Origin of the sequence: Aeromonas sp. 1805, assembly GCF_013085525.1 — a bacterium.
GTDB classification, from domain to species: Bacteria; Pseudomonadota; Gammaproteobacteria; order Enterobacterales; family Aeromonadaceae; genus Aeromonas; species Aeromonas hydrophila.
The window spans coordinates 1,688,906-1,710,000 of record NZ_CP038515.1 but is presented as its reverse complement, the minus strand read 5'-3'; the positions used below and the strand labels follow the sequence as shown (position 1 = coordinate 1,710,000).

The window sequence follows — 21,095 nt, the reverse complement described above, 5'->3', positions numbered from 1 at the left end:
GGCGTTGCGGGACTTGATATCCGGCAGATAGAGGCGACGGCCAAACAGGGTTTCGACATAGCCCTGGGCATCCGCCTGCTGGCGGGTACGCTCCATGTACTCCAGCACACCCGGGTAGCGCTCGAAGTAGAGATCCATGTACTTCTGCGCTTCGGCGCGACCGATCCCCAGTTGCTTGGCCAGACCGAAGGCACTCATGCCATAGATGAGGCCGAAGTTGATCGCCTTGGCACTGCGGCGCATGTCGCTGGTTACCGCCTCGAGCGCGACCCCGAATACCTCGGCGGCGGTCGCCTTGTGGATGTCCTTGCCCTCGGCGAAGGCGGTCAGCAACCCCTTGTCGCCGGAGAGGTGCGCCATGATGCGCAGCTCGATCTGGGAGTAGTCCGCCGCCACCAGCTTGTAACCGGCGCACGGGATGAAGGCCTGCCGGATGCGGCGCCCCTGTTCGTTGCGTACCGGGATGTTCTGCAGGTTGGGATCGGTGGACGAGAGCCGACCGGTCGCCGCCACCGCCTGATGATAGGAGGTGTGCACCCGCCCGGTCTGCGGCTTGATCATCAGCGGCAGCTTGTCGGTGTAGGTGGACTTGAGCTTGGCCAGCCCACGGTGCTCCATCAGCAGTTGCGGCAGCTCATAGGTCTCCGCCAGCTCGGCCAGTACCTCTTCCGCAGTGGATGGGGCGCCCTTGGGGGTCTTTTTGATGATCGGCAGCCCCAGCTTGGTAAAGAGGATCTCCCCCAGCTGCTTGGGCGAGGAGAGATTGAACTCCTGCCCGGCCAGCTCGTGAGCCTGTTTCTCCAGCTCTGCCAGACGCACTTCGATCTCCTGGCTCTGCTGGTGCAGTAGCTTGGGCTCGATGGTGGTACCGAGTCGCTCCATCCGTGCCAGCACCGGCAGCAGCGGCAGTTCGATCTCGCTGAACACCTTGGCGAGACCCGGCTCGGCAGAGAGCTTGCCCCACAGCGTCTGATGCAGACGCAGGGTGATGTCGGCATCTTCCGCCGCGTAAGGAGCCGCCTGCTCCAGTTCGATCTGGTTGAAGGTAAGCTGCTTGACGCCCTTGCCGGCGATATCTTCGAACGAGATGGTTTCGGCATTCAGATATCTGCGGGCCAGCGAATCCATGTCGTGACGACTGGCGGTAGAGTTGAGTACATAGGACTCGAGCATGGTGTCATAGGCGATGCCCTGCAGCTCGATACCGTGATTGAGCAGCACGTTGCGATCGTACTTGAGGTTCTGCCCCACCTTGAGGCGGGCCGGATCTTCCAGCAGCGGCTTGAGCTTGCCGAGCACCACGGCCTCGGTCAGCTGTACCGGCGCCCCGAGATAGTCGTGGCCGAAAGGCACGTAGGCCGCCTTACCCGGCTCGATGGCAAAGGAGACACCCACGACGCGCGCTTCCATATAGTCGAGACTGGTGGTCTCGGTATCGAAGGCAAACAGCGGCGCCGCTTTCAGCTGTTCCAGCCAGCCGTCAAACTCGGCTTCGTCCAGGATGCAGAGGTAGTCGGTTTCGATGGCGGCAACCGGGGCGGCACCTTCATCATCACCTTCGGCTTCGCTCTCCTCCGCGCCGCCGGACTCCAGCTCTTTGATCAGGTTGCGCAGCTCGTACTCACGGTAGACCGCCAGCAGAGCCTCTTTGTCGATGGGGCCGAGCTGCAACTCTTCCAGACTCTGTTCAAGCGCCACGTCGGTCTTGATGGTGGCCAGCACGTAGGAGAGGCGCACCTGCTCTTCCTGCTCGCGGAACTTGTCGGCAAACGCCTTGGAGCCGCGGAAACCGAGCGCAGCCACCTTGTCGAGGTTGGCGGCGATCTCGTCGATACTGCCAATCCCCTGCAACAGGGCCAGCGCAGTCTTCTCGCCGACACCAGTCATGCCGGGGATGTTGTCCACCTTGTCCCCCATCAGGGCCAGGTAGTCGATGATGAGCTCGGGCGGTACGCCGAACTTCTCGATCACCCCTTCCCGATCGGTCTTCACGTCCTTCATGGTGTCGATCAGGGTGACATGGTCGGAGACCAGCTGCGCCATGTCCTTGTCGCCGGTGCTGATCAGCACCGGCAGCTGCTTCTCGGTCGCCTGACGGGCCAGAGTGCCGATCACATCGTCGGCTTCAACGCCTTCCACCATCAGGAAGGGGAAACCCATCGCCTTGATCATCTGGTGGATGGGGGCAACCTGGCTGCGCAGATCGTCCGGCATGCTGGCCCGGTTGGCCTTGTATTCGGGATAGATGTCGTCGCGGAAGGTCTTGCCCTTGGCATCGAACACCACGGCCACGTGGCAGTCGGGGTACTGCTTGCGCAGGCTGCGCATCATGTTGGCCATGACACGGACGGCGCCGCTCGGCAAACCGGTCGAGGTGCGCAGATCGGCCTGCTGGGAGGCAAAGAAGGCGCGGTAAAGATATGAAGAGCCGTCGACCAGAATAAGGGGATTGCTAGGGGCCATGAAATCGTCCTGCCAGAGATAAACAGCCGCTAGGATGCCACAGGGCCCCCCTCACACCAAGAGGGGCAAAGACCCTGCCGGCGGATCCTCACAGGCCATCAATCTGTGGATAACTCTGTGCTCAAAAATGGGGGGCAGTATGAACCACAGTGATAAAACTGTGCACAAAAATATAAAAACCAATAAATAACAATTGGTTGCGCACTTAAAAACCGATCGCGAGACGACTTGAATGATCTCGATCAATGTGGAAAAAAATTTAAGGGAGTAAGTACGGCAGGATCCAAAACGAAACAATCCTAGCACAGCAAGATGACTTGACCAGCTGAGGACGAACGATAACCATACAAAAGTACAACAATCCATTCTGGCTCACATTTTCAACAACGAGGAGTCTGTCATGAAAAAAGTGGCCGTGATCTTGAGTGGCTGTGGCGTCTTTGACGGGGCCGAAATCCACGAGGCCGTCATCAGTCTGCTGGCGCTGGCCAGGCAGGGCGCAGCAGTCCAGTGCTTCGCTCCCAATGTTCCACAGCTCCATGTGATCAACCACCTGACCGGGGAAGTGAGTGAAGGCGAGCACCGCAACGTGCTAGTCGAAGCGGCCCGCCTCTGCCGCGGCCAGATAAGGGACGTGGCCGAGCTGGATGCGGCCGACTACGATGCCCTGCTGGTGCCGGGTGGCTTTGGCGCCGCCAAGAACCTGTGCGACTTCGCCATCAAGGGGGCCGAGTGCCAAATCCAGCCGGATGTACTGAAGGCGTGCCAGAGCTTCGCCAGGGCCGGTAAGCCGGCCGCCTACATCTGCATCGCACCGGCCATGATCCCGCTCATCTATGGCGCCGGCACCCTGGCCACCATAGGCCACGACGAGGGTACCGCCAACGCCATCGAGGCGATGGGAGGCAGCCATCTCAACTGCCCGGTCAACGAGTTCGTGGTGGATCAGGAGCGCAAGGTGATCTCCACCCCCGCCTACATGCTGGCCAACAACATAGTGGAAGCGGCAGACGGCATCGAGAAGACCGTCAAACAGCTGCTGGCACTCTGATTGCCAGACTGACCCAAACAAACGGGCCGCTCATGGAGCGGCCCGTTTTCAATTCTCGCGGATGGCGACGACTCAGATGCTTTCGCCCATCTGGTCCATCTTGCCCAGCAGGGCACGCAGACGCTCTTGCCAGGCGACGTGCTCGTTGCGCAGCTGATGGTTCTCGTCTTGCAGCTTGTTGTTCTGCTCTTTCAGCTCGTCCAGCTCCATCTTCAGCAGGGAGATGTTGTCGACGGCGGATTGTACTTTGGATTCGAGTTGCTCAAGGACTTCTAGTGACATATGCATACCTGTATGTTCAATTGCGATGCCCCACAGAGGGCGATTCAAGCGCGTGAAGCCAGCATACCCCGAGCCTATCGGCACAAACAAGCCGGTGCGCTGTAAAATGCGCCTTCCATGGATGTATTGCCTAAATATGCGTCTATTTTTCTCGCATCCTGCGCCCGGGCCACGGCCGGCCCCGCACAAGTCGCCACCCCGCCCCTGCGCAACCGCCCTGCACGCCCTTGCCGCAAGCCCGCATCATCAGGCGTGCAGGGCGATATAGGCCCCCAGCAGCAGACAGGCGACCCCGTACATCAGCAGGCCGTAGAGCAGGTTGCCGCGCAGAATCGCCCCGGCACTCAGGTTGTAGCGGGAGGCCAGCGCCAGGTTGGAGCCGGAAAGCGGACTGGTGCCGGTAGCCAACCCCCAGCCCAGCAGGAAGCACATGCCAAGCAGGCTGGGATCCGGCGAGAGCGGCCACAGCAGCGGCGCCAATCCTGAGATGCTGATGAGCGGGTGCACCCCGACGATGGCCACCAGCAGGATCAGCAACAGAGTGAGCGAAGACTCCAGCCAGCCGAAGTGATGGAAGAAGGGCAAGCCGTGGCCGCCACTCAGCTCAAGCACCGACAGCGCACTGTTGATGCCGGCGGCCAGCAGACCCGCCCCCAGAAACAGCACCAGTTGGCCGCCGATGGCGGGGAAGCGTTCCACCACCTGCCGCTTGAGGGCCGGGCCGCGCCCCGCGCTCGGCATGAAGGCAAAGGCCAGCAGCGGTGCCACCAGGGCGATCACCGCCAGGATGCCGAGATCCGGCCAGATCTGCTTGATCAACAGCACCAGCAGGGCCAGTGCCACCGGCAGGCCCAGAGTCTGCAGCCGCAGCGGATAGCCGGCAAAGTCCGCCACCCCCAGCCGCTCCACCTGCCAGGCGGTCAGCCCCATCGCCAGCAGGGTCGCCACCACCCCGAACGGCAGGATGCGCGACAGCTGCAAGCCGGGCGCATAGGTGAGCGCCACCGCCATGGCGACGAAGAAGGGGGACCAGAAGGCCGCCGCGCAGAAGATCCGGCTCAGCACCAGCACCTGACGCCGCTCAAGGGTGCCGTTGCGCTCCAGCCGATCGCCGATGATGAACAGCACCGAGAGGTTGATGACGGCCCCCAGCAGGTTGAGGCTGGCCATGGTGCTCCACAGCCCCTTGCGCCCTTGCCATGAGGTGGTGCCGGTCAAGAGGCCCGAGGTGGCGAGATTGAGGGTGCTCACCGCCGCAAACATGGTGAGCATGTTGATGTTGGGCAGCAGCCAGTCACCGGCGGTGAGGCTTGCCCCCCGCCAGCAGGAGAAGATCAGCAGTGCCAGCGCCGCGCCGTACAGGGCCAGCGCCTGGCGCCGCGCCGCCCCCACCAGCCAGGGCCAGGTGAGCAGTGAGGCCCCCCAGGCCGCGATGGCCGCCGGCCAGGGGGAGAATCCCAGATAGAGGTGCAGCAGATTGAGCAGCCACATCCCCAGGATCAGATAACCCGACCAGCGCTTGGCCATCGATGCACCTCGGTCAGGGGATCAGAGACACTGATCCATGTCCAGCGAAGGCTTGTCGCACTCCGGACGACCCACGATCTTGGCGGGTACGCCCGCCACCGTGGTGTGCGGCGGCACCGGGTTGATCACCACGCTGCCGGCACCGATCTTGGCCCCCATGCCCACCTCGATGTTGCCGAGCACCTTGGCACCCGCCCCTATCATCACCCCTTCCCGGATCTTCGGGTGGCGATCGCCGCTCTCCTTGCCGGTACCGCCCAGGGTGACGCTCTGCAGGATGGAGACATCGTCCTCGATCACCGCCGTCTCACCCACCACTATACCGGTGGCATGGTCAAACATGATGCCCTTGCCGATGCGGGCGGCCGGGTGCACGTCGACCCCGAACACCACGGAAATCTGGTTCTGCAGGTAGAGCGCCAGCGAACGACGCCCCTGGCGCCACAGCCAGTTGGCGACCCGGTAGCCCTGCAGGGCGTGGAATCCCTTGAGGTAGAGCAGCGGGGTGGAGAAGAGATCGACCGCCGGGTCGCGCTCCTGCACCGCACAGATGTCGGCCGCCACGACCGCCAGCAGCTCGGGCTCGCTGCGCAGGGCCAGCTCGATCACCTCGCGCAGGGCGATGGCGGGCATGGTGGCACTGTCGAGCTTGTTGGCCAGCTGGAAGCTGAGGGCCGAACGCAGGTTCTTGTGATTGAGAATGGTGGAGTGGAAGAAGCTGGCCAGCATGGGCTCTTCGGTTGCCATGCTCGCCGCTTCTTGCTGAATTTTTTGCCAGGTTCTGGCAACCAGATCATCCATGTTGCAGCCTACTGTTGTTCTGAGGGAGTGCCTTGCTGTTCCTTGTGCACCACGGAGATGGGGTCCATATGAATGATGACATCCATGCGCTCGAACGCCTGACGAACCGCCAGTTCGGCTTCATCGGCAATCTGATGGGCCTTGACCAGAGGGAGCTGATCGTCCAGTTCCAGATGCAACTGCACGAAACGGGTCGGACCGGATTGGCGGGTGCGCAGATCATGCACCCCGTGTACACCTTCGACGTCACAGCAGAGGGCCATTATTCTCGCTTGTTCCTCGGCTGGCAACTGACGATCGAGCAGCGCCTGCACCGATTCATAGCCGATGTGCAGCGCCCCCCACAGCAGGAACAGCCCGATCAGGATGGCAAACAGGCCGTCGGCCCAGTACCAGCCCTGTCCCGCCAGCACCAGTGCCAGCAACACGCCGCCGTTGAGCAGCAGGTCGGAGCGGTAGTGCAGCATGTCGGCCTTGATGGCCACGCTGTTGGTCTTGCGGATCACCAGGCTCTGGAAACTGACCAGCAGCAGGGTCAGCACGATGGAGCCACCACTGACCCACAGACCCGCCTCTAGCCGCTCCAGCGGCGCCTGTTTGAGCAGGGAGGAGATGCCGTGCATCACCAGCAGCAGGGCGGAACCGGAGATAAAGGCCGCCTGGATCAACCCGGCCAGCGACTCCGCCTTGCCGTGGCCGAAGCGGTGTTCGTCGTCGGCCGGTGACAGGGCATAACGGATCGCCAGCAGGTTGATGATGGAGGCGCTCACGTCCATGAAGGAGTCGGTGAGGGAGGCCAGCAGGCTCGAGGAGTCGGTCATCAGCCAGGCGATCAGCTTGCCGGTGATCAGCAGGGTGGCGGTCGTGACGGCGGCCATGCTGGCCAGCGTCACCCAGCGGGAATATTGTTGATGGCTCAAAACCGGCTTTCCTCTTGCGGTTAAAAATCTATTATACCCTGACCCCGACGCCGGATTGGCGCGAAAAATCAGCGGAATGACTTCAGATGCACAAAATACTCCTGGTCGACGACGATCTCGAGCTGACCCAGTTGCTCACCGAAATTCTGACCCTGGAAGGCTTCCAGGTGACCGTCGCCGAGGATGGCGAAGAGGGCTTGCAACGGCTGGCTGAACAGCACTTCAACCTGGTGCTGCTGGACGTGATGATGCCCAAGCTCAACGGCTTCGCCATGCTGGCCCGGCTGCGCAAGACCCACGACACCCCGGTGCTGATGCTGACCGCCCGCGGCGACAGCCAGGATCGGGTCAACGGGCTGGAAGCGGGGGCTGACGACTACCTCGCCAAGCCGTTCGACGATCGGGAGCTGCTGGCCCGGGTGCGCGCCATCCTGCGCCGTACCCAGAGCACCCAGCCCCAGCGCGGTGGCAGTTCGGAAGAGGTGCGCTTCATGGATCTGGTGCTGCAACCCGGCCTGCAGCAGGCCAGCTGCCACGGCGAACTGCTGGAGCTGACCGCCACCGAATTCGGCCTGCTGGAGTGCCTGCTGCGCAACCCGGGTCAGATCGTCAGCAAGAGCCAGCTCTCCGAGCTGGTGCTCGGCAAGAAACTCGAGCCCTTCGATCGCGCCATCGACATGCACCTGAGCAACCTGCGCAAGAAGCTGCCTGAGCGTACTGATGGCCAGCCCCGCTTCAAGACGGTGCGCGGCAGAGGCTATCTGTGGCTGGAACAGGCATGAGAACCGCCCGCACCTTCAACGGTCTCTCCACCCAGATCTTCCTCTGGTTCTGGTTCATGCTGTTGCTGGTGGTGGCCGCCGTGGTGATCCTGCCGACCCTGGATCCCCGCAACATCATTCCGCTGCCGGCCCACGAGATCACCCGCCTCAACAACAACCTGAAGGCGCTGCAGAAGGGGGCCGACCCCAATCAGGATTTCGATCTGGCCCAGGCCATCGATGCCGCCGGCCTGCTGCCGGTCGACAACATCTACCTGCGGGATGCCAAGGGGCAGATGCAGTCCAGCACCCGCCTGAGCAAGTTCGTGATCCGTTTCATGCTCGACTCGGACAACCCGGCCAAGCCCATGCTGGGCAGCGAGCACAAGCGGGCCATCGCCGGCCCCTTCCAGATGACGCATCACGGCCAGGTCTATCACATCTACTTCGGCCTCAACGTCGAGAACTCCTATCTGTTCCTGTTCATCCAGATCCTGGATCACCCGATCCAGATCCTCGGCATCGCCATGCTGGTCAGCACCCCGCTCTGCCTGCTGCTGGCCTGGCGGCTGACCCGTCCCATCCTGCAGTTGCAGCAGTCGGTCTCCCAGCTGGCGGAGGGCAATCTGGAGGCGCAGATCCCCAACCTGGGACGGCGGGACGAGATCGGCCAGCTGGCGGATCACGTCAGCCACATGGTCGATACCCTCAAGAACATGATCCAGAAGCAGAAGCAGCTGCTCTCCGACATCTCCCACGAGCTGCGCAGCCCGCTCACCCGCATCCAGCTGGCGCAGGCGCTGATCCGCCGCAAACAGGGTGACAGCAACGAGCTGGCACGGATCGAATCGGAGATCGGCCGGCTCGACAAGCTGATCGGCGACCTGCTCGATCTGTCGCGGGTACAGCAGCATGTGGAAGCGCCGGTGGTGATGCCGCTGGCCGAGCTGCTGGAGCCCATCCTGGACGATGCCATGTTCGAGGCCAACCAGAGCGGCAAGCAGCTCCGGCTGCCGCCGCTGCCGGCTGAATCTCTGCGGATGTGGCCCGATCTGCTGGCCCGGGCACTGGAGAATCCACTGCGCAACGCGCTCAAATACGCCCGCGAGTTCATCAAGGTGGACTGGTATCGGGAGGGACTGGAGTGGGTGATGACCATCCGCGACGACGGACCCGGCGTGCCGGTGGCGCAGCAGGCCCAGCTGTTCCTACCCTTCTTTCGGGTGGATGATGCCCGCAACGCCAAGACCGGCGGCACCGGGCTGGGGCTGGCCATCGCCGCGGAGGCCATTGCACGCCACGGCGGCACCATCCGCGCCAGCAGCAATCAACCGGCCGGGCTGACCATCACCATCCGCCTGCCCATCGGCTGAGCAGACTCTTTTCATCCGCACGGGCGCTGGGTATGCTGGCGCCCTTTTCGCCCCATCAGGACGCCGTCATGCTCGACATCGTGCTCTACCAACCGGAAATTCCGCCCAACACCGGCAACATCATCCGCCTCTGCGCCAACACCGGCTATCGACTGCACCTGATAGAGCCGCTGGGGTTTGAGTGGGATGACAAGCGGGTGAAGCGGGCAGGGCTCGACTACCACGAGTTTGCCGAGGTGAAGCGCTGGCCGAACTTCGAGGCCTTTCTCGAGGCGGTGGCGCCGACGCGGGTATTCGCCTGCACCACCAAGGGACGCACCGCCCATTCGGCGGTGCAGTTTGCCGCAGGGGATGCCCTGCTGTTCGGGCCCGAGAGCCGCGGCCTGCCCATCGAGATCATCGAGAGCCTGCCGTTCGAGCAGCGGCTGCGCATCCCCATGCTGCCCCAGAGCCGCAGCATGAACCTCGCCAATGCGGTGGCGGTGTTTGTCTACGAAAGCTGGCGCCAGCTGGGCTACGCCGGCTCCCTGCAGGAGTGAAACCGACAGATCCAGGCAGGCGCTGAGGTCAGGAGGAGGCCTGCTGCGCCTCTCCCACCCCGTGGGCTGAGTGCAGCAGCCGGCCATCGCGCTCCAGCTGCCAGCAGAGCCAGCCCAGCGTCAGCCCCCGCCCCGCCATCAGGGCCGCCATCGCGGCCCACAAGGCCGCCACGCCCCAGCCCTGGCAGAGCCACCAGATCGGGAAGAAACCGCACAGTGCCGCCACCAGCATGCTGTTGCGCATCTCCCTGGCCCGGGTCGCCCCGATGAAGACCCCGTCCAGCAGGAAGCACCAGACCGCCAGCAGCGGCATGGCGATGAGCCAGGGCAACTGCGCATTGGCGGCGGCGATCACTGCCGGCAGATCGGTGATGTGCGCGATCAGCCGGCTGCCGCCCACCGCAAACAGCAGGCTGAACGTCAGGGCGATCAACAGCGCCCAACCGAGATTGAGCACGATGGCCTCCCGCAGCCCCTGCCGATCCCGCCGCCCGATGGCGCGGCCCACCATGGCCTCCACCGCGTAGGCGAAGCCATCCAGCCCGTAGGAGATCAACATCAGGAAGTTGAGCAGCACCGCATTGGCCGCCACCGCCACATCCCCCAGCCTGGCCCCCTGCAGGGTCATGAAGGCGAAACAGAGTTGCAGGCAGAGGGAGCGGATGAAGATGTCCCGGTTCAGGGCCAGCAGTCGCAGCAGCGCGGGCCACTGACGCCAGCGCTGCCAGGCTCCCTGCCACGCCGACGCGGCCAGCCGGTGCAGGTGACGGCTCACCAGCCAGAGCCCCAATCCGAGCGCGCTGTAGTCCGCCAGCAGCGAGGCGGCGGCGACCCCCTTCACCTGCCAACCCAGTCCCAGCACGAACCAGGCATCGAGCCCCATGTTGACCAGGTTGGTGAAGATCAGCAGCAGCATGGGGCTGCGCGCATCCTGCATGCCCAGCAGCCAGCCCATGATAACCAGGTTGCAGAGCGCCGCCGGGGCGCTCCAGACCCGCACCGAAACATACTCGGCGGCATAGTGCTGCACCTCGGCGGAGCCACCGCTGAGGGCGATGAGAGTGGGGATCAGCGGCAGCAACAGCAGCAACAACGCCACTCCCAGCCCGACGGCGAGCCCCAGCGCGCGGGCCAGGGTGTCGAGCTGGCCAGCCGGGCTGCTGGCGCCATGAGCCTGGGCGGTCAGCCCCGTGGTGGACATCCGCAAAAAGCCGAGCAGCCAGAACAGCAGGTTGATGAGGGTGGCGCCGACCGACACGCCGCCGAGGAACCAGGCCTGACCGAGATGACCGATCACCCAGGTATCCACCAGCCCCAGCAGCGGAGTGGTGACATTGGAAAACACCATGGGCAGGGCCAGGGCAAACACGGCGCGGTGGCGCCGCCCGTCCCGCCACCAGACAGGGGTCAGCATGTCGAAGGGAATCCGCTGCTCATCATGCGTCGTCCAGCCGCACTATCTTGGCAAAGTCCGACACCATGCTCGCCATGACGACCCTGGGCACACTGCCCTCGCTCACTCGGGGGCGAAACACGGCCTCCAGCTTGCCGGCCGGATTGATCAGCACGATGGAGGCGGAGTGGTCGATCAGGTAGTCCTTCTCACCCTGGTCGGCGATGGAGTAGATGAGCCCCAGATTGCGCACGAACGGGAACAGCTTGTCGTGAGGGCCGGTCGCCGCCTTGAACTCCGGATTGAAGAAGGCGGTATAGGTCTTGAGGCGAGCCACGTCGTCCCGCTGCGGATCCGCCGAAATGAACACCACCTGGCTGCTCGGGGCGATCTTTTTCAGCTCGGGATAGACGGAACGCAGATCCGCCAGGGTGGTCGGGCAGATGTCGGGGCAGAAGGTGTAGCCGACGAACAGAAAGGTCCAGTGGCCGGTCAGGCTGGCGGGGACCAACGGCTGGCCATCCTGATCGGTGAAGGCGAACGGATTGATGTCCCGCCCCGCCGGGTAGTAGTCGGCATGCTCGGGCAGGGAGGGCTGGTTCCAGTAAAATCCGGCCATCATGCCCCCGACCAGCAGCAGAAACAGCAAGGGGTAACGCGGTTTAACCATAAGAGAACAGACCCTTTCACTTCGACATACCCGCCAACCGGGCCCGAATGGAAGAGCCATTGTAACCCAGCCGGCCCCGCACCGGTCACCCCCTTGTACCGGATGCCCGTTCGCTGGCCAACTTCCGTCAGAAGATGACGCAAGGGCCGGTGATGCAGGCCCCAACCCGCCCAAAACAGCAGCCCCACCATGGGGTGGGGCTGTACAAGAAGCGGTGATGCTCAGGGCTGCTGTCGACGCCGCTCATGCGGGCGTCTGGACTGTGCCCGCAGCGGGATGACGGGGGCGGTCCAGGGGGCGTCGGCCAGCCCGCCGTCATGATGGCTGTGAAACAGGCGCACCAGCCGGACAATCTTGTCCTTGGGGCACCCCAGCCAGATGGTCCAGCAGGTACCCTTGTGGTGTACCCAGAGGGCATAGAAACGGGTCATCCGGTTACCCTTGATGAAACGGGTGATGGAAGAAACGGGCGATGCCAGACCCGGATCCCATGGCGAGCTTGAAGCCATACCTGTCCTCCTCGATCAACAGGTCACGCCAACCGGCACCGCCCATCACCACCGGGGTGGATGAGTCGATGACTGCCGCGTGTCGACTGCGCGAGTGTGCCGCTGCGGTGCCGACTGCCGGCGCCCTGCTGACCACTCTCCCTTCTATCCCGCAAGCGCCTCTTTGCCAGGTGTGCGCTGCACACCGCACGAGACTGTTGTTTTTTCCGGCTGCCCTCCGGGTTCCTGCTACCAGCGATCTGGATAACGCGCGTCATGGCGAGCAGCGGGGGCGGCTCAAGCCAACGAGTCCGCCTTACCAAATGATATATCTGAAATGAATCGCCTGCGGCCGCCGCCCGCAGACAAAAGTAGCGGGTATCAGGATCTGATTGAAATCATGGGGAAAGGAGTACAGAAACGAAACGACCTCCCGCAGGAGGCCGTTTCATGGCAGGGATTACATCCAGTCGGCGTTGCGAATGACACCGACCGCCAGCCCCTCGATGGTGAGCTGCTGGCAGGAGAGATCTACCTCGATGGGGGAGAGCTCTTCGTTCTCCGGCAGCAGCCACACTTGGCTGCCCTTGCGCTGGAAGCGCTTGACGGTGACATCCTCGTCGAGCCGCGCCACCACCACCTGGCCGTTGCGCACCTCCTGGGTCTTGTGTACCGCCAGCAGGTCGCCATCCAGAATGCCGATGTTCTTCATGCTCATGCCCTGCACCCGCAGCAGGAAGTCGGCCCGCGGGTGGAACAGAGCCGGATCCACCTGGTAGTGGCTCTCGATATGCTCCTGCGCCAGGATGGGCTCGCCGGCGGCCACCTTGCCAATCAGCGGCAGACCGCTCTCTTCCAGCGGCTCTTCCTCTTCGAGCAACAGGCGGATGCCGCGGGACGTGCCCGGCATGATCTCGATGACCCCCTTTTTGGCCAGGGCCTTCAGATGTTCCTCGGCCGCATTGGCCGACTTGAAACCAAGCTTCTGGGCTATCTCGGCGCGAGTCGGCGGCATACCGGTTTCGTTCATGTTCGCCTTGATCAACTCCAACACTTCGGCCTGGCGGGGAGTAAGGGGTTTCATAGCATGGGCACCTGTCTTTTTATACAGCACACTGGCAGTATATACAGTGCAGTGGCCAAGGCAAGGCGCAGCTGACATTTGTCGCGGCCCGACCCTCATTTACTGCAGATTTGATCCCGCGCAGTCGACTCATCGTACCTCTCGGCGACAAGCAGTCGGTGATTTGCTATGCTCACGCCGCATTTTTTTGGAGAGCAGACGCACATGTCCCTTGGACAGAACATTTCCAGAGCCATCTTGCAATGGCCGGTCAGCGGCTTGGTCAATCACAAGAGCCTGCCGGAAAATCCCATCACCGAGCTCAAGCTGGATCCGGCCAGACCCATCGTCTACGCCCTGAAGACCAGCTCGATCACCGACCTGATGACCCTGCAACAGTGCTGCGAGGATCTCGGCCTGCCCGGCCCCTTCACCCCGCTGGAGCTGAACGGCCAGTTGCTGCCCCGTTATGTCTGTCTGGACCGTCCGCCTCCCCTGTTCGGCAAGCGCAGCAAGCCGCTGCCCTTCCTGCAGGAATTCCACCAGCTGCTGGATCTGCACAAGCAGGATCCGGCGCTGGATATCCAGGTGGTGCCCGTCACCCTGTTCTGGGGCCGCGCCCCCGGCCGGGAAGGCGAGGAGGCCTCCGGCTGGAACATCATCAGCAGCCTGGCACCAAACCGCCTCAAAAAGGCACTCATCGTGATCCTGAAAGGACGCGAGAATCTGGTGCGCTTCTCCCCGCCGCTCTCCCTGCGTCACATGGCGGACAAGCACGGCACCGACGAGGCCATCGCCCACAAGCTGGCGCGGGTCGCCCGCACCCACTTCAGCCGCCAGCAGCTGGCCGCCACCGGCCCCAAGCTGCCCAACCGCAACCTGCTGTTCAAACAGCTGCTCGATTCGAACGTCATTCAGCAGGCCATCGAGGAAGAAGCACAGCGCGAGGGGATCAGCCTGGAGAAAGCCCAGAAACGGGCCCACGGCTACATGGACGAGATCGCCTCCGACTTCTCCTACCGGCTGATCCGGCTCGGCGAGAGCTTCCTCGGCTGGCTGTGGAACAAGCTCTACCGCGGCCTGTCGGTCAACGGGGCCGAGAAGGTGCGCCAACTGGCCCAGGAAGGGCACGAGATCGTCTATGTGCCCTGCCATCGCAGCCACATGGACTACCTGCTGCTCTCCTACGTCATCTACCACCAGGGCATGGTGCCGCCCCACATAGCGGCGGGCATCAATCTCAACTTCTGGCCGGCAGGTCCGATCTTCCGCCACGGCGGCGCCTTCTTCATCCGCCGCACCTTCAAGGGCAATCCGCTCTACAGCACGGTATTCCGGGAATACCTCAACCTGCTGTTTGCCAAGGGCTATTCGGTGGAGTTCTTCACCGAGGGCGGGCGTTCGCGTACCGGTCGCCTGCTTCCGCCCAAGACCGGCATGCTGGCGATGACCCTGCAGGCCATGATGCGCGGGCTGGACAGACCGGTGACCCTGGTGCCCGTCTATCTGGGCTACGAGCACGTGATGGAGGTGAATACCTACCACAACGAGCTCAAGGGCAGCCGCAAGGAGAAAGAGAGCTTCCTGCAGGTGCTCGGCATCCTGCGCAAGCTGCGCAACTACGGCCGCGGCTTCGTCAACTTCGGTGAGCCGCTGACCCTCAACAATTACCTCAACGAGCACGTGCCCAGCTGGAAGGAGCACATCGGCGAGGAGGAGCGTCCCGAGTGGATGGCGCCTACCGTCAACCAGCTGGCCGAGCTGCTGATGACCCGCATCAACGGGGCCGCCGCCGTCAACGGCCTCACTCTGAGCGCGCTGGCGCTGCTGGCCGCCGAGCGCCACGCCCTGACCCGCGACGAACTGCAGGCCCAGCTCAACACCTATCTGGATCTGCTCAAGCAGGTGCCCTACAGCCCGCACAGCACCATCCCGGACGAGGATGCCAAGACCCTGCTGGATCAGGCGATGGAGCTCAACAAGTTCGAGGTGAGCGAGGACAAGCTGGGTCAGATCGTCAGCCTGGACCGCTATCAGGCGATCCTGCTGACCTACTACCGCAACAACATCCTCCATCTGTTCGCCATGCCCTCCCTGGTGGCGGCCCTGATCGAGCGCTGCGAGGGGATCTCCCGCAGCGAAATCGTTGCCCGCTGCATCGACATCTACCCGCTGCTCAAGACCGAGCTGTTCCTGCGCTATGAAGAGGACGAGCTGCCGGAGCTGGTCGATGCCCTGCTGGCCGAACTGCAGCGCCAGCAGCTGATCGAGGCCCGCGACGGTGGCTTCTGGGTCAATCCGATCAACCAGACCCGCCTGCTGCTCTTGGCCGAGAGCATTCAGGAGACTCTGCAGCGCTACGCCATCGTGCTGACCCGGGTGCTGGCCCAGCCCCGCATCGAGGCCGAGCAGCTGGAGGCGGACGGCCTGATGATGGCAGAGCGCCTCGGCACCCTGCACGGCATCAACGCCCCCGAGTTCTTCGACCAGAAGCTGTTCAGCACCCTGATCCACACCCTGCGCAGCGAAGGCTACCTCGACCCGGGCTGCAAGCCGGATCTGGGCCGCTTCCAGGCGCTGGCCGACAACATAGTGCCGCTGCTGAGCACCAAGATCCGCCGCACCATCCAGGCCGGCAATCGGCTCTGACCCCGCTCGCACGACACCATAAAAAAGGCCGCAACATGCGGCCTTTTTTCATGATGGGGCTGACTCAAAGGTAGTTGATCACTACCCCGGCAAAGATCAGCGCCCCCACGTAGTTGTTGTTGAGAAACGCCTGGAAGCAGGCCTCCCGCTGCCGCTCGCGGATCAGCCGCTGCTGATAGACGAACAGCGCCGCCGCCGCCAGCAGCGACCAGTAGTAGCTGGAGCCCAGCTCGCTCAGCTGTCCCACCAGCAGCAATATCAGCAGGGTCAACAGCTGCAGCGCGCCGATGATCCGCTTGTCGTGGCGGCCGAACAGGATGGCGCTCGACTTGAGGCCGAGCTTGAGGTCGTCGTCCCGGTCCACCATGGCGTACTGGGTGTCGTAGGCGATGGTCCACAGCAGGTTGGCGAGAAACACCAGCCAGGCCACCGCCGGCAAGGCGTTGGCCTGGGCCGCATAGGCCATGGGAATCGACCAGGAGAAGGCCATGCCGAGCACCAGCTGGGGGATCGGGATGTAGCGCTTCATGAAGGGGTAACAGACCGCCAGCAGCAGGGCCGCGAACGACAGGCCGATGGTGAGCGGGTTCATGGTCAGCACCAGGGCGAACGAGATGAGCGCCAGCACCGCAAACAGCGCCAGCACCTCCCGCGGCTTGACCTTGCCCATGGGCAGCGGCCGGCCGGCGGTGCGCTTCACGTGACCGTCAAAGTTGCGATCCGCATAGTCGTTGATGACGCAACCGGCGGAGCGCATCAGAAACACCCCCACCACGAACACCAGCAGGGTCCAGAGATCCGGCAGGCCGTCAGCCGCCAGCCACAGCGCCCACAGAGTCGGCCACAGCAGTAGCAGGGTGCCGATGGGCTTGTCGATGCGGGCCAACTGCACGTAGGCCAGTCCCCGCTCCTTGGTTAACAGATTCACTCCAGCTCCTTGTTGCATGACAGAGAGGGCAAGAAGAGTTCATGGACCAGCAGTGGCCATTGCCCCAGAAACAGACGGGAACGACGTCCCCAGACGGTGCCGGCCGGGCACCAGGGATTGCTCGCAATCTCGAAACAGGCCAGTTGCAGGTGATCGCGCCGGGCAGGCTCGTCACCAAAGATACGTTCACCCAGGGGTTGCTCACCCAGCTCGCGCAGACCGCTCTCTTGCAGCGCGGCTTCGGCAAACAGGGTCCAGCCCAGCACGGCCGGCCCATGATCGCCGTGCAGAATCACCTCGCGGCACAGCCCCATGGGCTGCTCGGCGACCACCAGCTGCTGCTCGTCGACGTCGAGGGCGACGCTGCGATTGCCGAACAGTTGTACCGAGAAATGGCGATTGTGGCGACGCAAGCGCCGGGTCATGGAATCGGCCTCCAGCAACCAGGGCAGCAAGGCCTCGGGCGGCTCGCACTGCGCGGGCGTCTGCCAGGGCACGAGCCGGGCAAGGGGAACAGTCAACTCGGACTTCACAGCTTCACCATCCGGAGATTTCCGTTATCAGGTTAAAATCCGGTTTATTATCCGTAAATCAATCGAGAATTGTAAGAACATCCGTGCTTGACGGCCCCGATGGCAGCATCAAAAATGGGGTATCTCTTGCTGATGAGCCATCCCTATGAAGCTATTCAAATTTCTGCTGGTGTTGTTGCTAAGCTGCGGTGCACTACAGGCCTATGCCTCCGGAGGGGGGGAAGCCCCCGCAGAAGGGGAAGCTGCCGCCGCCAAGCCAGGTTTCTTCTATCACCTGCTGGATCCCGACATCATCACCAACTACCTGAGCGATGGCAAAACCCTCGGCTACGTCCGGGTGACGGTGGAGCTGATGGCCGAGAACGAGGCCGACCTCAAGCTGCTGGAGCAGCATGACCCCCTCATCCGTGACGCCATCATCCGGCTAATGGGCAGCAAGAGTGCCGACCAGATCAAGTCGCTGGTCAGCCGCGAAGACCTGCGCAAGGAGTGCCAGACCCGGGCCAACGAGCTGCTGGTGAAGGAGACCGGCAAGAAGGCGGTGCGCGAGCTGATCTTTACCAAGTTCCTCTATCAGTAATCTCCCGTCACCACGAGCGGGCCACGAGATCATCCGGGCCCGCTCGCTGTTTTAGAAATGAAAATTGATTACACTAGGGCCCACCGAGTTGTCGAGGTAGTCGAGATGGGCAACAAGACCCTGTGTGAATGGCGTCGCAGCGAGATCCCGGCCGATCTCAAGACCCTGCGCAAAATCGTGCGCAAACCCAAGTTCGTCTGCGGCAAATGTGCCCGCAGCGCCAACGACAAGAGCTATCTGTGTCAGCCGCTGCGGTTGAAAGAGAAAGAAGCCTGAGCCGCTAGCCAGGCTATTGATCGGTCCAGCCCTGGCGGCCCTGCTCGAACAGCCGGCGCGCCTGGACGTCATTGGGGCATACCCCGCGATACTCGCCACCGGAACGGCCCGCCAGATAGAGATGCTCGGGCCGGCAATACCAGGCCAGCCCCTTCTGATGCCCCTGTTTCCACAGCTCGGCATCCACCTTCTCGCCGCACTGGGCCTGATGAAACTCGACCCGCTCGGCGGTAAAGCCCAGCTTGCCATCGGCCTCCCCCACCTCGCTCCACACCTTCTCGCACGGATCGTCCGAATGGGAGGCGCAGCCCCCGAGCAAAACGGCAAACACTATCACCGAGAGTCGCATAATCATCCTTGAGTGTCGTTTGGGCAGTTCATTCTAGCCAGAGCCGCAGCCCCCTCCAAGCACCTCTCCCCATTCCTGTGAGCCGCCCAAAAAAACAGGCGGGCCCGAGGCCCGCCTGTGTATTCAATACGCGGATTACTGGTCGTCGAGAGGGTCATCATCCTGCCAGCTCTCGTCTTCCCATTCATCCAGCTCTTCTTCCCAGGATTCCGGCTCCCAATCGTCATCGAGATCGTAATCCGGCTTGTGTCCACCCATGCTCATTCTCCTTGGATAGTGCACCCGCACTCAAAGTCTATCCAGAAAAATGGGGCTCGCCAGTCAGGGCTGGATCAAAGTTTGACCAAGGTGCGCCCCGCGATTTGCCCTTGGGTGATGGCTTCGGCGGCCTCCGCCACCTGCTCCAGCCCGATCTCGGTGACCGCCTGCGCAAAGAAGCTGGCGGGCAGATCCCGCGCCAGTCGCTGCCACGCCAGTTGGCGGCGCGCCAGCGGGCACATCACCGAATCGACCCCCTGCAACCGCACGTTGCGCAGGATGAAGGGCATCACGCTGGTGGGCAGATCGAAGCCACCCGCCAGCCCGCAGGCCGCCACGGCGCCGCCGTAGTTCATCTGGGCCAGCAGCTTGGCCAGCACCTGACTGCCGACGGTATCGACCGCCCCGGCCCACAGCTGCTTCTCCAGCGGCTTGGCGGGCTCCAGCAGCTCGCTGCGCGGCACGATTCGACTGGCGCCGAGTGCCGTCAGCAGCTCGCCCTGCTCCGCGGGGCGGCCGGTCAGGGCCGCCACCTGATAACCCAGCGCGGCCAGCAAGGCGACGGCGGTGGAGCCCACCCCGCCGGCGGCGCCGGTCACCAGGATCTCGCCGCTCTGCGGAGTCACTCCCGCCTCTTCCAGTGCCAGTACGCAGAGCATGGCGGTAAGGCCAGCGGTGCCGATGCACATGGCCTGCCGCTCATCCAGCCCGGCCGGCAGCGGCACCAGCCAGTCGGCCTTGACCCGCGCCTGTTCGGCCATGCCGCCCCAGTGCCCTTCCCCCACGCCCCAGCCGGTCAGCACCACTTTGTCACCTGGCTGGTAGCGGCTGTCAGCAGATTCCAGCACTGTGCCGGCGAAGTCGATGCCGGGCACCAGCGGCCACTGGCGCACTATCTTGCCCTTGCCGGTGATGGCCAGCCCGTCCTTGTAGTTGAGGGAGCTGTAGCTCACCGCCACCCGCACCTCGCCGGCCGGCAGCTGGCTCTCGTCCAGCCGGGTCAGGGTCGGCACCGTCTTGCCGTCTTGGTTTTCCAGTAACAGAGCCTTGAACATAGTTGCCTCTTTGATGAGTGTGAAAGGGGTCAGCTGCTTTGCCGCTTCTGCAGCTGGAAATCGAGGGTCAGCGCCGAGCCCATGACGGGTTCACCGGCCAGCTGACGCAGGATGAGATCGGCCGCCTCCTGTCCCATCCGCTGATAGGGGATGCGGACCGAGGTGAGGGCCGGATAGCAGGCGCGGGCCACGTCCAGATCGTCGAAACCGGCGATGGCGAGCTTGCCCGGCACGTTCAGGTGGCGGCGCTGGCATTCGAACAGCACCCCGGCCGCCAGCTCGTCATTGACGCAGACCAGCGCATCCAGTTCGGGCCAGCGCAGCAGGAACTCCCCCAGCATGGCCGCCCCCGTGCTGAAGCTGGGTCGCTCCGAGGTGTTGATGATGGCGTCGGGGGAGAGGTAGTTGTCCAGCAGCGCCTTCTGCCAGCCCTGCATGCGCTGCTGCAGCATCCACTGCTCCTGGCGGGCACAGAGAAAACCGATATTGCGGTAGCCGCGCTCGATCAGGTGACGGGTCAGCTGGTAGCCGGCATCGAAGTTGGAGACCCCGACGTTCATGTCGATGGGGCTGCGCGCCATGGCCCCCACCTCCACCACCGGCAGGCGGGCCGCCTGCAGCCGCTGGCGGATGGTCTCGCCGGGATCGCTGCCAAACAGCACCACGGCCGCCGGATTGTGCTGCAAAAAGCTGGTCAGCAGGCTCTCCTCCTGCTGTTTGAGGTGCTGGGCATCCCCCAGCATGATCTGGTAGCCCTCGCCCCGCAGCGTCTGCTGCAGCCCGGCGATCACCTCGCCGCAGCCACACTCGGTCAGGCTGGGCACGATCACCACTATGGTCTGGGAGGTGGCGGACGCCAGCGCCCCCGCCGCCCGATTGGGGATATAGCCGAGTTCGTCCACCGCTGCCTCGATGCGCTCGCGCATCTTGTCGGACACCAGCTCGGGGGTGCGCAGGGCGCGCGACACCGTCATGGCCCCCACGCCGGCCAGCTGGGCCACATCGTTGAGGGTCACCCGACCCGTGCTACGGCGTTTCTTCGCTTCTGACATCCTTTCCCTTCCTCGGCATACGGGTGCTCACTTTAAGGCAAAAGCGCGGCACTGACTATTTGCTCAAACCGGATTTTACCTCCT

Annotated in this window: 22 protein-coding genes (1 of these 22 cut by a window edge); 7 read left to right on the top strand and 15 right to left on the bottom strand. The window is 63.5% G+C overall.

The genetic code is table 11. The features are described 5' to 3' along the window. Window positions 1–2,463 carry the 5' portion of a DNA polymerase I gene (gene polA, locus E5E96_RS08115; RefSeq protein ID WP_171281896.1) on the bottom strand. It extends 291 nt beyond the left edge of the window, so only the first 2,463 of its 2,754 coding nucleotides appear in the window; it begins with the start codon at window positions 2,461–2,463; its stop codon lies off the left edge, out of view. Between the two features lie 400 nt (window positions 2,464–2,863). Here polA and elbB point away from each other — a divergent pair, with 400 nt between their 5' ends. Next, entirely contained in the window at window positions 2,864–3,514 is a 651-nt protein-coding gene (gene elbB, locus E5E96_RS08110; RefSeq protein WP_049046520.1) for an isoprenoid biosynthesis glyoxalase ElbB, read from the top strand. A gap of 72 nt (window positions 3,515–3,586) precedes the next feature. On the opposite strand, the gene E5E96_RS08105 is transcribed toward elbB, so the two are convergent. From E5E96_RS08105 to E5E96_RS08090, 4 genes are all read right to left on the bottom strand, one after another. After that, complete coding sequence (locus E5E96_RS08105; protein ID WP_016349028.1) at window positions 3,587–3,796, bottom strand: cell division protein ZapB; 210 nt, start codon at window positions 3,794–3,796, stop codon at window positions 3,587–3,589. Between the two features lie 246 nt (window positions 3,797–4,042). Then, window positions 4,043–5,323: a hypothetical protein gene (locus E5E96_RS08100; RefSeq protein WP_171281895.1), complete on the bottom strand. Its 1,281-nt coding sequence runs from the start codon at window positions 5,321–5,323 to the stop codon at window positions 4,043–4,045. A 21-nt stretch (window positions 5,324–5,344) separates the two neighbouring features. After that, complete coding sequence (gene cysE / locus E5E96_RS08095) at window positions 5,345–6,124, bottom strand: serine O-acetyltransferase (RefSeq protein ID WP_011704210.1); 780 nt, start codon at window positions 6,122–6,124, stop codon at window positions 5,345–5,347. An 8-nt stretch (window positions 6,125–6,132) separates the two neighbouring features. After that, on the bottom strand, window positions 6,133–7,044 hold the full coding sequence (locus E5E96_RS08090) for a cation diffusion facilitator family transporter (protein WP_016349026.1): 912 nt from the start codon (window positions 7,042–7,044) through the stop codon (window positions 6,133–6,135). 86 nt (window positions 7,045–7,130) lie between these two features. Here E5E96_RS08090 and E5E96_RS08085 point away from each other — a divergent pair, with 86 nt between their 5' ends. From E5E96_RS08085 to trmL, 3 genes are all read left to right on the top strand, one after another. Continuing rightward, window positions 7,131–7,826, top strand: a complete 696-nt coding sequence (locus tag E5E96_RS08085) for a response regulator (RefSeq protein ID WP_029302632.1) — start codon at window positions 7,131–7,133, stop codon at window positions 7,824–7,826. After that, complete coding sequence (locus E5E96_RS08080) at window positions 7,823–9,178, top strand: ATP-binding protein (RefSeq protein ID WP_060389796.1); 1,356 nt, start codon at window positions 7,823–7,825, stop codon at window positions 9,176–9,178. Before E5E96_RS08085 ends, E5E96_RS08080 begins: the two co-directional genes overlap by 4 nt. 68 nt (window positions 9,179–9,246) lie before the next feature. Then, window positions 9,247–9,717 (top strand): tRNA (uridine(34)/cytosine(34)/5-carboxymethylaminomethyluridine(34)-2'-O)-methyltransferase TrmL, encoded by a 471-nt coding sequence (gene trmL, locus E5E96_RS08075; RefSeq protein ID WP_029302634.1) that lies wholly within the window; start codon window positions 9,247–9,249, stop codon window positions 9,715–9,717. 28 nt (window positions 9,718–9,745) lie between these two features. Here the strand turns inward: trmL and dinF are convergent, their stop codons facing one another. The 4 genes from dinF to lexA form a co-directional block, all read right to left on the bottom strand. Continuing rightward, window positions 9,746–11,131: an MATE family efflux transporter DinF gene (gene dinF / locus E5E96_RS08070; protein ID WP_171281894.1), complete on the bottom strand. Its 1,386-nt coding sequence runs from the start codon at window positions 11,129–11,131 to the stop codon at window positions 9,746–9,748. A gap of 22 nt (window positions 11,132–11,153) precedes the next feature. Further along, the gene (locus tag E5E96_RS08065; protein WP_171281893.1) at window positions 11,154–11,780 is read right to left on the bottom strand and encodes an SCO family protein; all 627 of its coding nucleotides are present in this window, start codon (window positions 11,778–11,780) and stop codon (window positions 11,154–11,156) included. A gap of 221 nt (window positions 11,781–12,001) precedes the next feature. Then, complete coding sequence (locus E5E96_RS08060; RefSeq protein WP_041216378.1) at window positions 12,002–12,289, bottom strand: hypothetical protein; 288 nt, start codon at window positions 12,287–12,289, stop codon at window positions 12,002–12,004. A 439-nt stretch (window positions 12,290–12,728) separates the two neighbouring features. Further along, entirely contained in the window at window positions 12,729–13,352 is a 624-nt protein-coding gene (lexA, locus tag E5E96_RS08055) for a transcriptional repressor LexA (protein ID WP_011704201.1), read from the bottom strand. A 204-nt stretch (window positions 13,353–13,556) separates the two neighbouring features. Here lexA and plsB point away from each other — a divergent pair, with 204 nt between their 5' ends. Continuing rightward, window positions 13,557–15,980, top strand: a complete 2,424-nt coding sequence (gene plsB, locus E5E96_RS08050) for a glycerol-3-phosphate 1-O-acyltransferase PlsB (RefSeq protein WP_171281892.1) — start codon at window positions 13,557–13,559, stop codon at window positions 15,978–15,980. A gap of 64 nt (window positions 15,981–16,044) precedes the next feature. Here the strand turns inward: plsB and ubiA are convergent, their stop codons facing one another. After that, window positions 16,045–16,908, bottom strand: coding sequence for a 4-hydroxybenzoate octaprenyltransferase (ubiA, locus tag E5E96_RS08045; protein ID WP_011704199.1), 864 nt, complete (start codon window positions 16,906–16,908; stop codon window positions 16,045–16,047). Next, on the bottom strand, window positions 16,905–17,441 hold the full coding sequence (locus tag E5E96_RS08040; RefSeq protein ID WP_171281891.1) for a chorismate lyase: 537 nt from the start codon (window positions 17,439–17,441) through the stop codon (window positions 16,905–16,907). The genes ubiA and E5E96_RS08040 overlap by 4 nt, the downstream gene beginning before the upstream one ends. 145 nt (window positions 17,442–17,586) lie before the next feature. Between E5E96_RS08040 and E5E96_RS08035 the strand changes: the two genes are divergently transcribed. Further along, a complete protein-coding gene (locus tag E5E96_RS08035; protein WP_042067278.1) occupies window positions 17,587–18,021 on the top strand; it encodes a flagellar basal body-associated FliL family protein in 435 nt (144 codons plus the stop codon). 105 nt (window positions 18,022–18,126) lie between these two features. Beyond that, a complete protein-coding gene (locus E5E96_RS08030) occupies window positions 18,127–18,297 on the top strand; it encodes a hypothetical protein (protein ID WP_005307551.1) in 171 nt (56 codons plus the stop codon). Window positions 18,298–18,310: 13 nt separating this feature from the next. Here E5E96_RS08030 and E5E96_RS08025 read toward each other — a convergent pair whose 3' ends face one another. The 4 genes from E5E96_RS08025 to E5E96_RS08015 form a co-directional block, all read right to left on the bottom strand. Further along, window positions 18,311–18,646, bottom strand: a complete 336-nt coding sequence (locus E5E96_RS08025) for a DUF2799 domain-containing protein (protein WP_016349018.1) — start codon at window positions 18,644–18,646, stop codon at window positions 18,311–18,313. Window positions 18,647–18,781: 135 nt separating this feature from the next. After that, window positions 18,782–18,904: a hypothetical protein gene (locus tag E5E96_RS22740; protein ID WP_016349017.1), complete on the bottom strand. Its 123-nt coding sequence runs from the start codon at window positions 18,902–18,904 to the stop codon at window positions 18,782–18,784. 74 nt (window positions 18,905–18,978) lie between these two features. Beyond that, window positions 18,979–19,959, bottom strand: coding sequence for an MDR family oxidoreductase (locus E5E96_RS08020; protein WP_024946138.1), 981 nt, complete (start codon window positions 19,957–19,959; stop codon window positions 18,979–18,981). Window positions 19,960–19,988: 29 nt separating this feature from the next. Then, entirely contained in the window at window positions 19,989–21,011 is a 1,023-nt protein-coding gene (locus E5E96_RS08015; protein WP_024946139.1) for a LacI family DNA-binding transcriptional regulator, read from the bottom strand. Window positions 21,012–21,095: the final 84 nt, after the last annotated feature.

Excerpts from the sequence above, each read along its gene's own strand:
- cysE (WP_011704210.1), bottom strand. The coding sequence starts at position 6,124 with ATGGATGATCTGGTTGCCAGAACCTGGCAAAAAATTCAGCAAGAAGCG.
- E5E96_RS08080 (WP_060389796.1), top strand. The coding sequence starts at position 7,823 with ATGAGAACCGCCCGCACCTTCAACGGTCTCTCCACCCAGATCTTCCTC.
- elbB (WP_049046520.1), top strand. The coding sequence starts at position 2,864 with ATGAAAAAAGTGGCCGTGATCTTGAGTGGCTGTGGCGTCTTTGACGGG.
- E5E96_RS08020 (WP_024946138.1), bottom strand. The coding sequence starts at position 19,959 with ATGTTCAAGGCTCTGTTACTGGAAAACCAAGACGGCAAGACGGTGCCG.
- E5E96_RS08030 (WP_005307551.1), top strand. The coding sequence starts at position 18,127 with ATGGGCAACAAGACCCTGTGTGAATGGCGTCGCAGCGAGATCCCGGCC.
- lexA (WP_011704201.1), bottom strand. The coding sequence starts at position 13,352 with ATGAAACCCCTTACTCCCCGCCAGGCCGAAGTGTTGGAGTTGATCAAG.
- E5E96_RS08015 (WP_024946139.1), bottom strand. The coding sequence starts at position 21,011 with ATGTCAGAAGCGAAGAAACGCCGTAGCACGGGTCGGGTGACCCTCAAC.
- E5E96_RS08100 (WP_171281895.1), bottom strand. The coding sequence starts at position 5,323 with ATGGCCAAGCGCTGGTCGGGTTATCTGATCCTGGGGATGTGGCTGCTC.
- plsB (WP_171281892.1), top strand. The coding sequence starts at position 13,557 with ATGTCCCTTGGACAGAACATTTCCAGAGCCATCTTGCAATGGCCGGTC.
- E5E96_RS08065 (WP_171281893.1), bottom strand. The coding sequence starts at position 11,780 with ATGGTTAAACCGCGTTACCCCTTGCTGTTTCTGCTGCTGGTCGGGGGC.
- dinF (WP_171281894.1), bottom strand. The coding sequence starts at position 11,131 with ATGCTGACCCCTGTCTGGTGGCGGGACGGGCGGCGCCACCGCGCCGTG.
- E5E96_RS08105 (WP_016349028.1), bottom strand. The coding sequence starts at position 3,796 with ATGTCACTAGAAGTCCTTGAGCAACTCGAATCCAAAGTACAATCCGCC.
- E5E96_RS08085 (WP_029302632.1), top strand. The coding sequence starts at position 7,131 with ATGCACAAAATACTCCTGGTCGACGACGATCTCGAGCTGACCCAGTTG.
- E5E96_RS22740 (WP_016349017.1), bottom strand. The coding sequence starts at position 18,904 with ATGGGTGGACACAAGCCGGATTACGATCTCGATGACGATTGGGAGCCG.
- E5E96_RS08035 (WP_042067278.1), top strand. The coding sequence starts at position 17,587 with ATGAAGCTATTCAAATTTCTGCTGGTGTTGTTGCTAAGCTGCGGTGCA.
- trmL (WP_029302634.1), top strand. The coding sequence starts at position 9,247 with ATGCTCGACATCGTGCTCTACCAACCGGAAATTCCGCCCAACACCGGC.
- E5E96_RS08060 (WP_041216378.1), bottom strand. The coding sequence starts at position 12,289 with ATGGCTTCAAGCTCGCCATGGGATCCGGGTCTGGCATCGCCCGTTTCT.
- E5E96_RS08025 (WP_016349018.1), bottom strand. The coding sequence starts at position 18,646 with ATGCGACTCTCGGTGATAGTGTTTGCCGTTTTGCTCGGGGGCTGCGCC.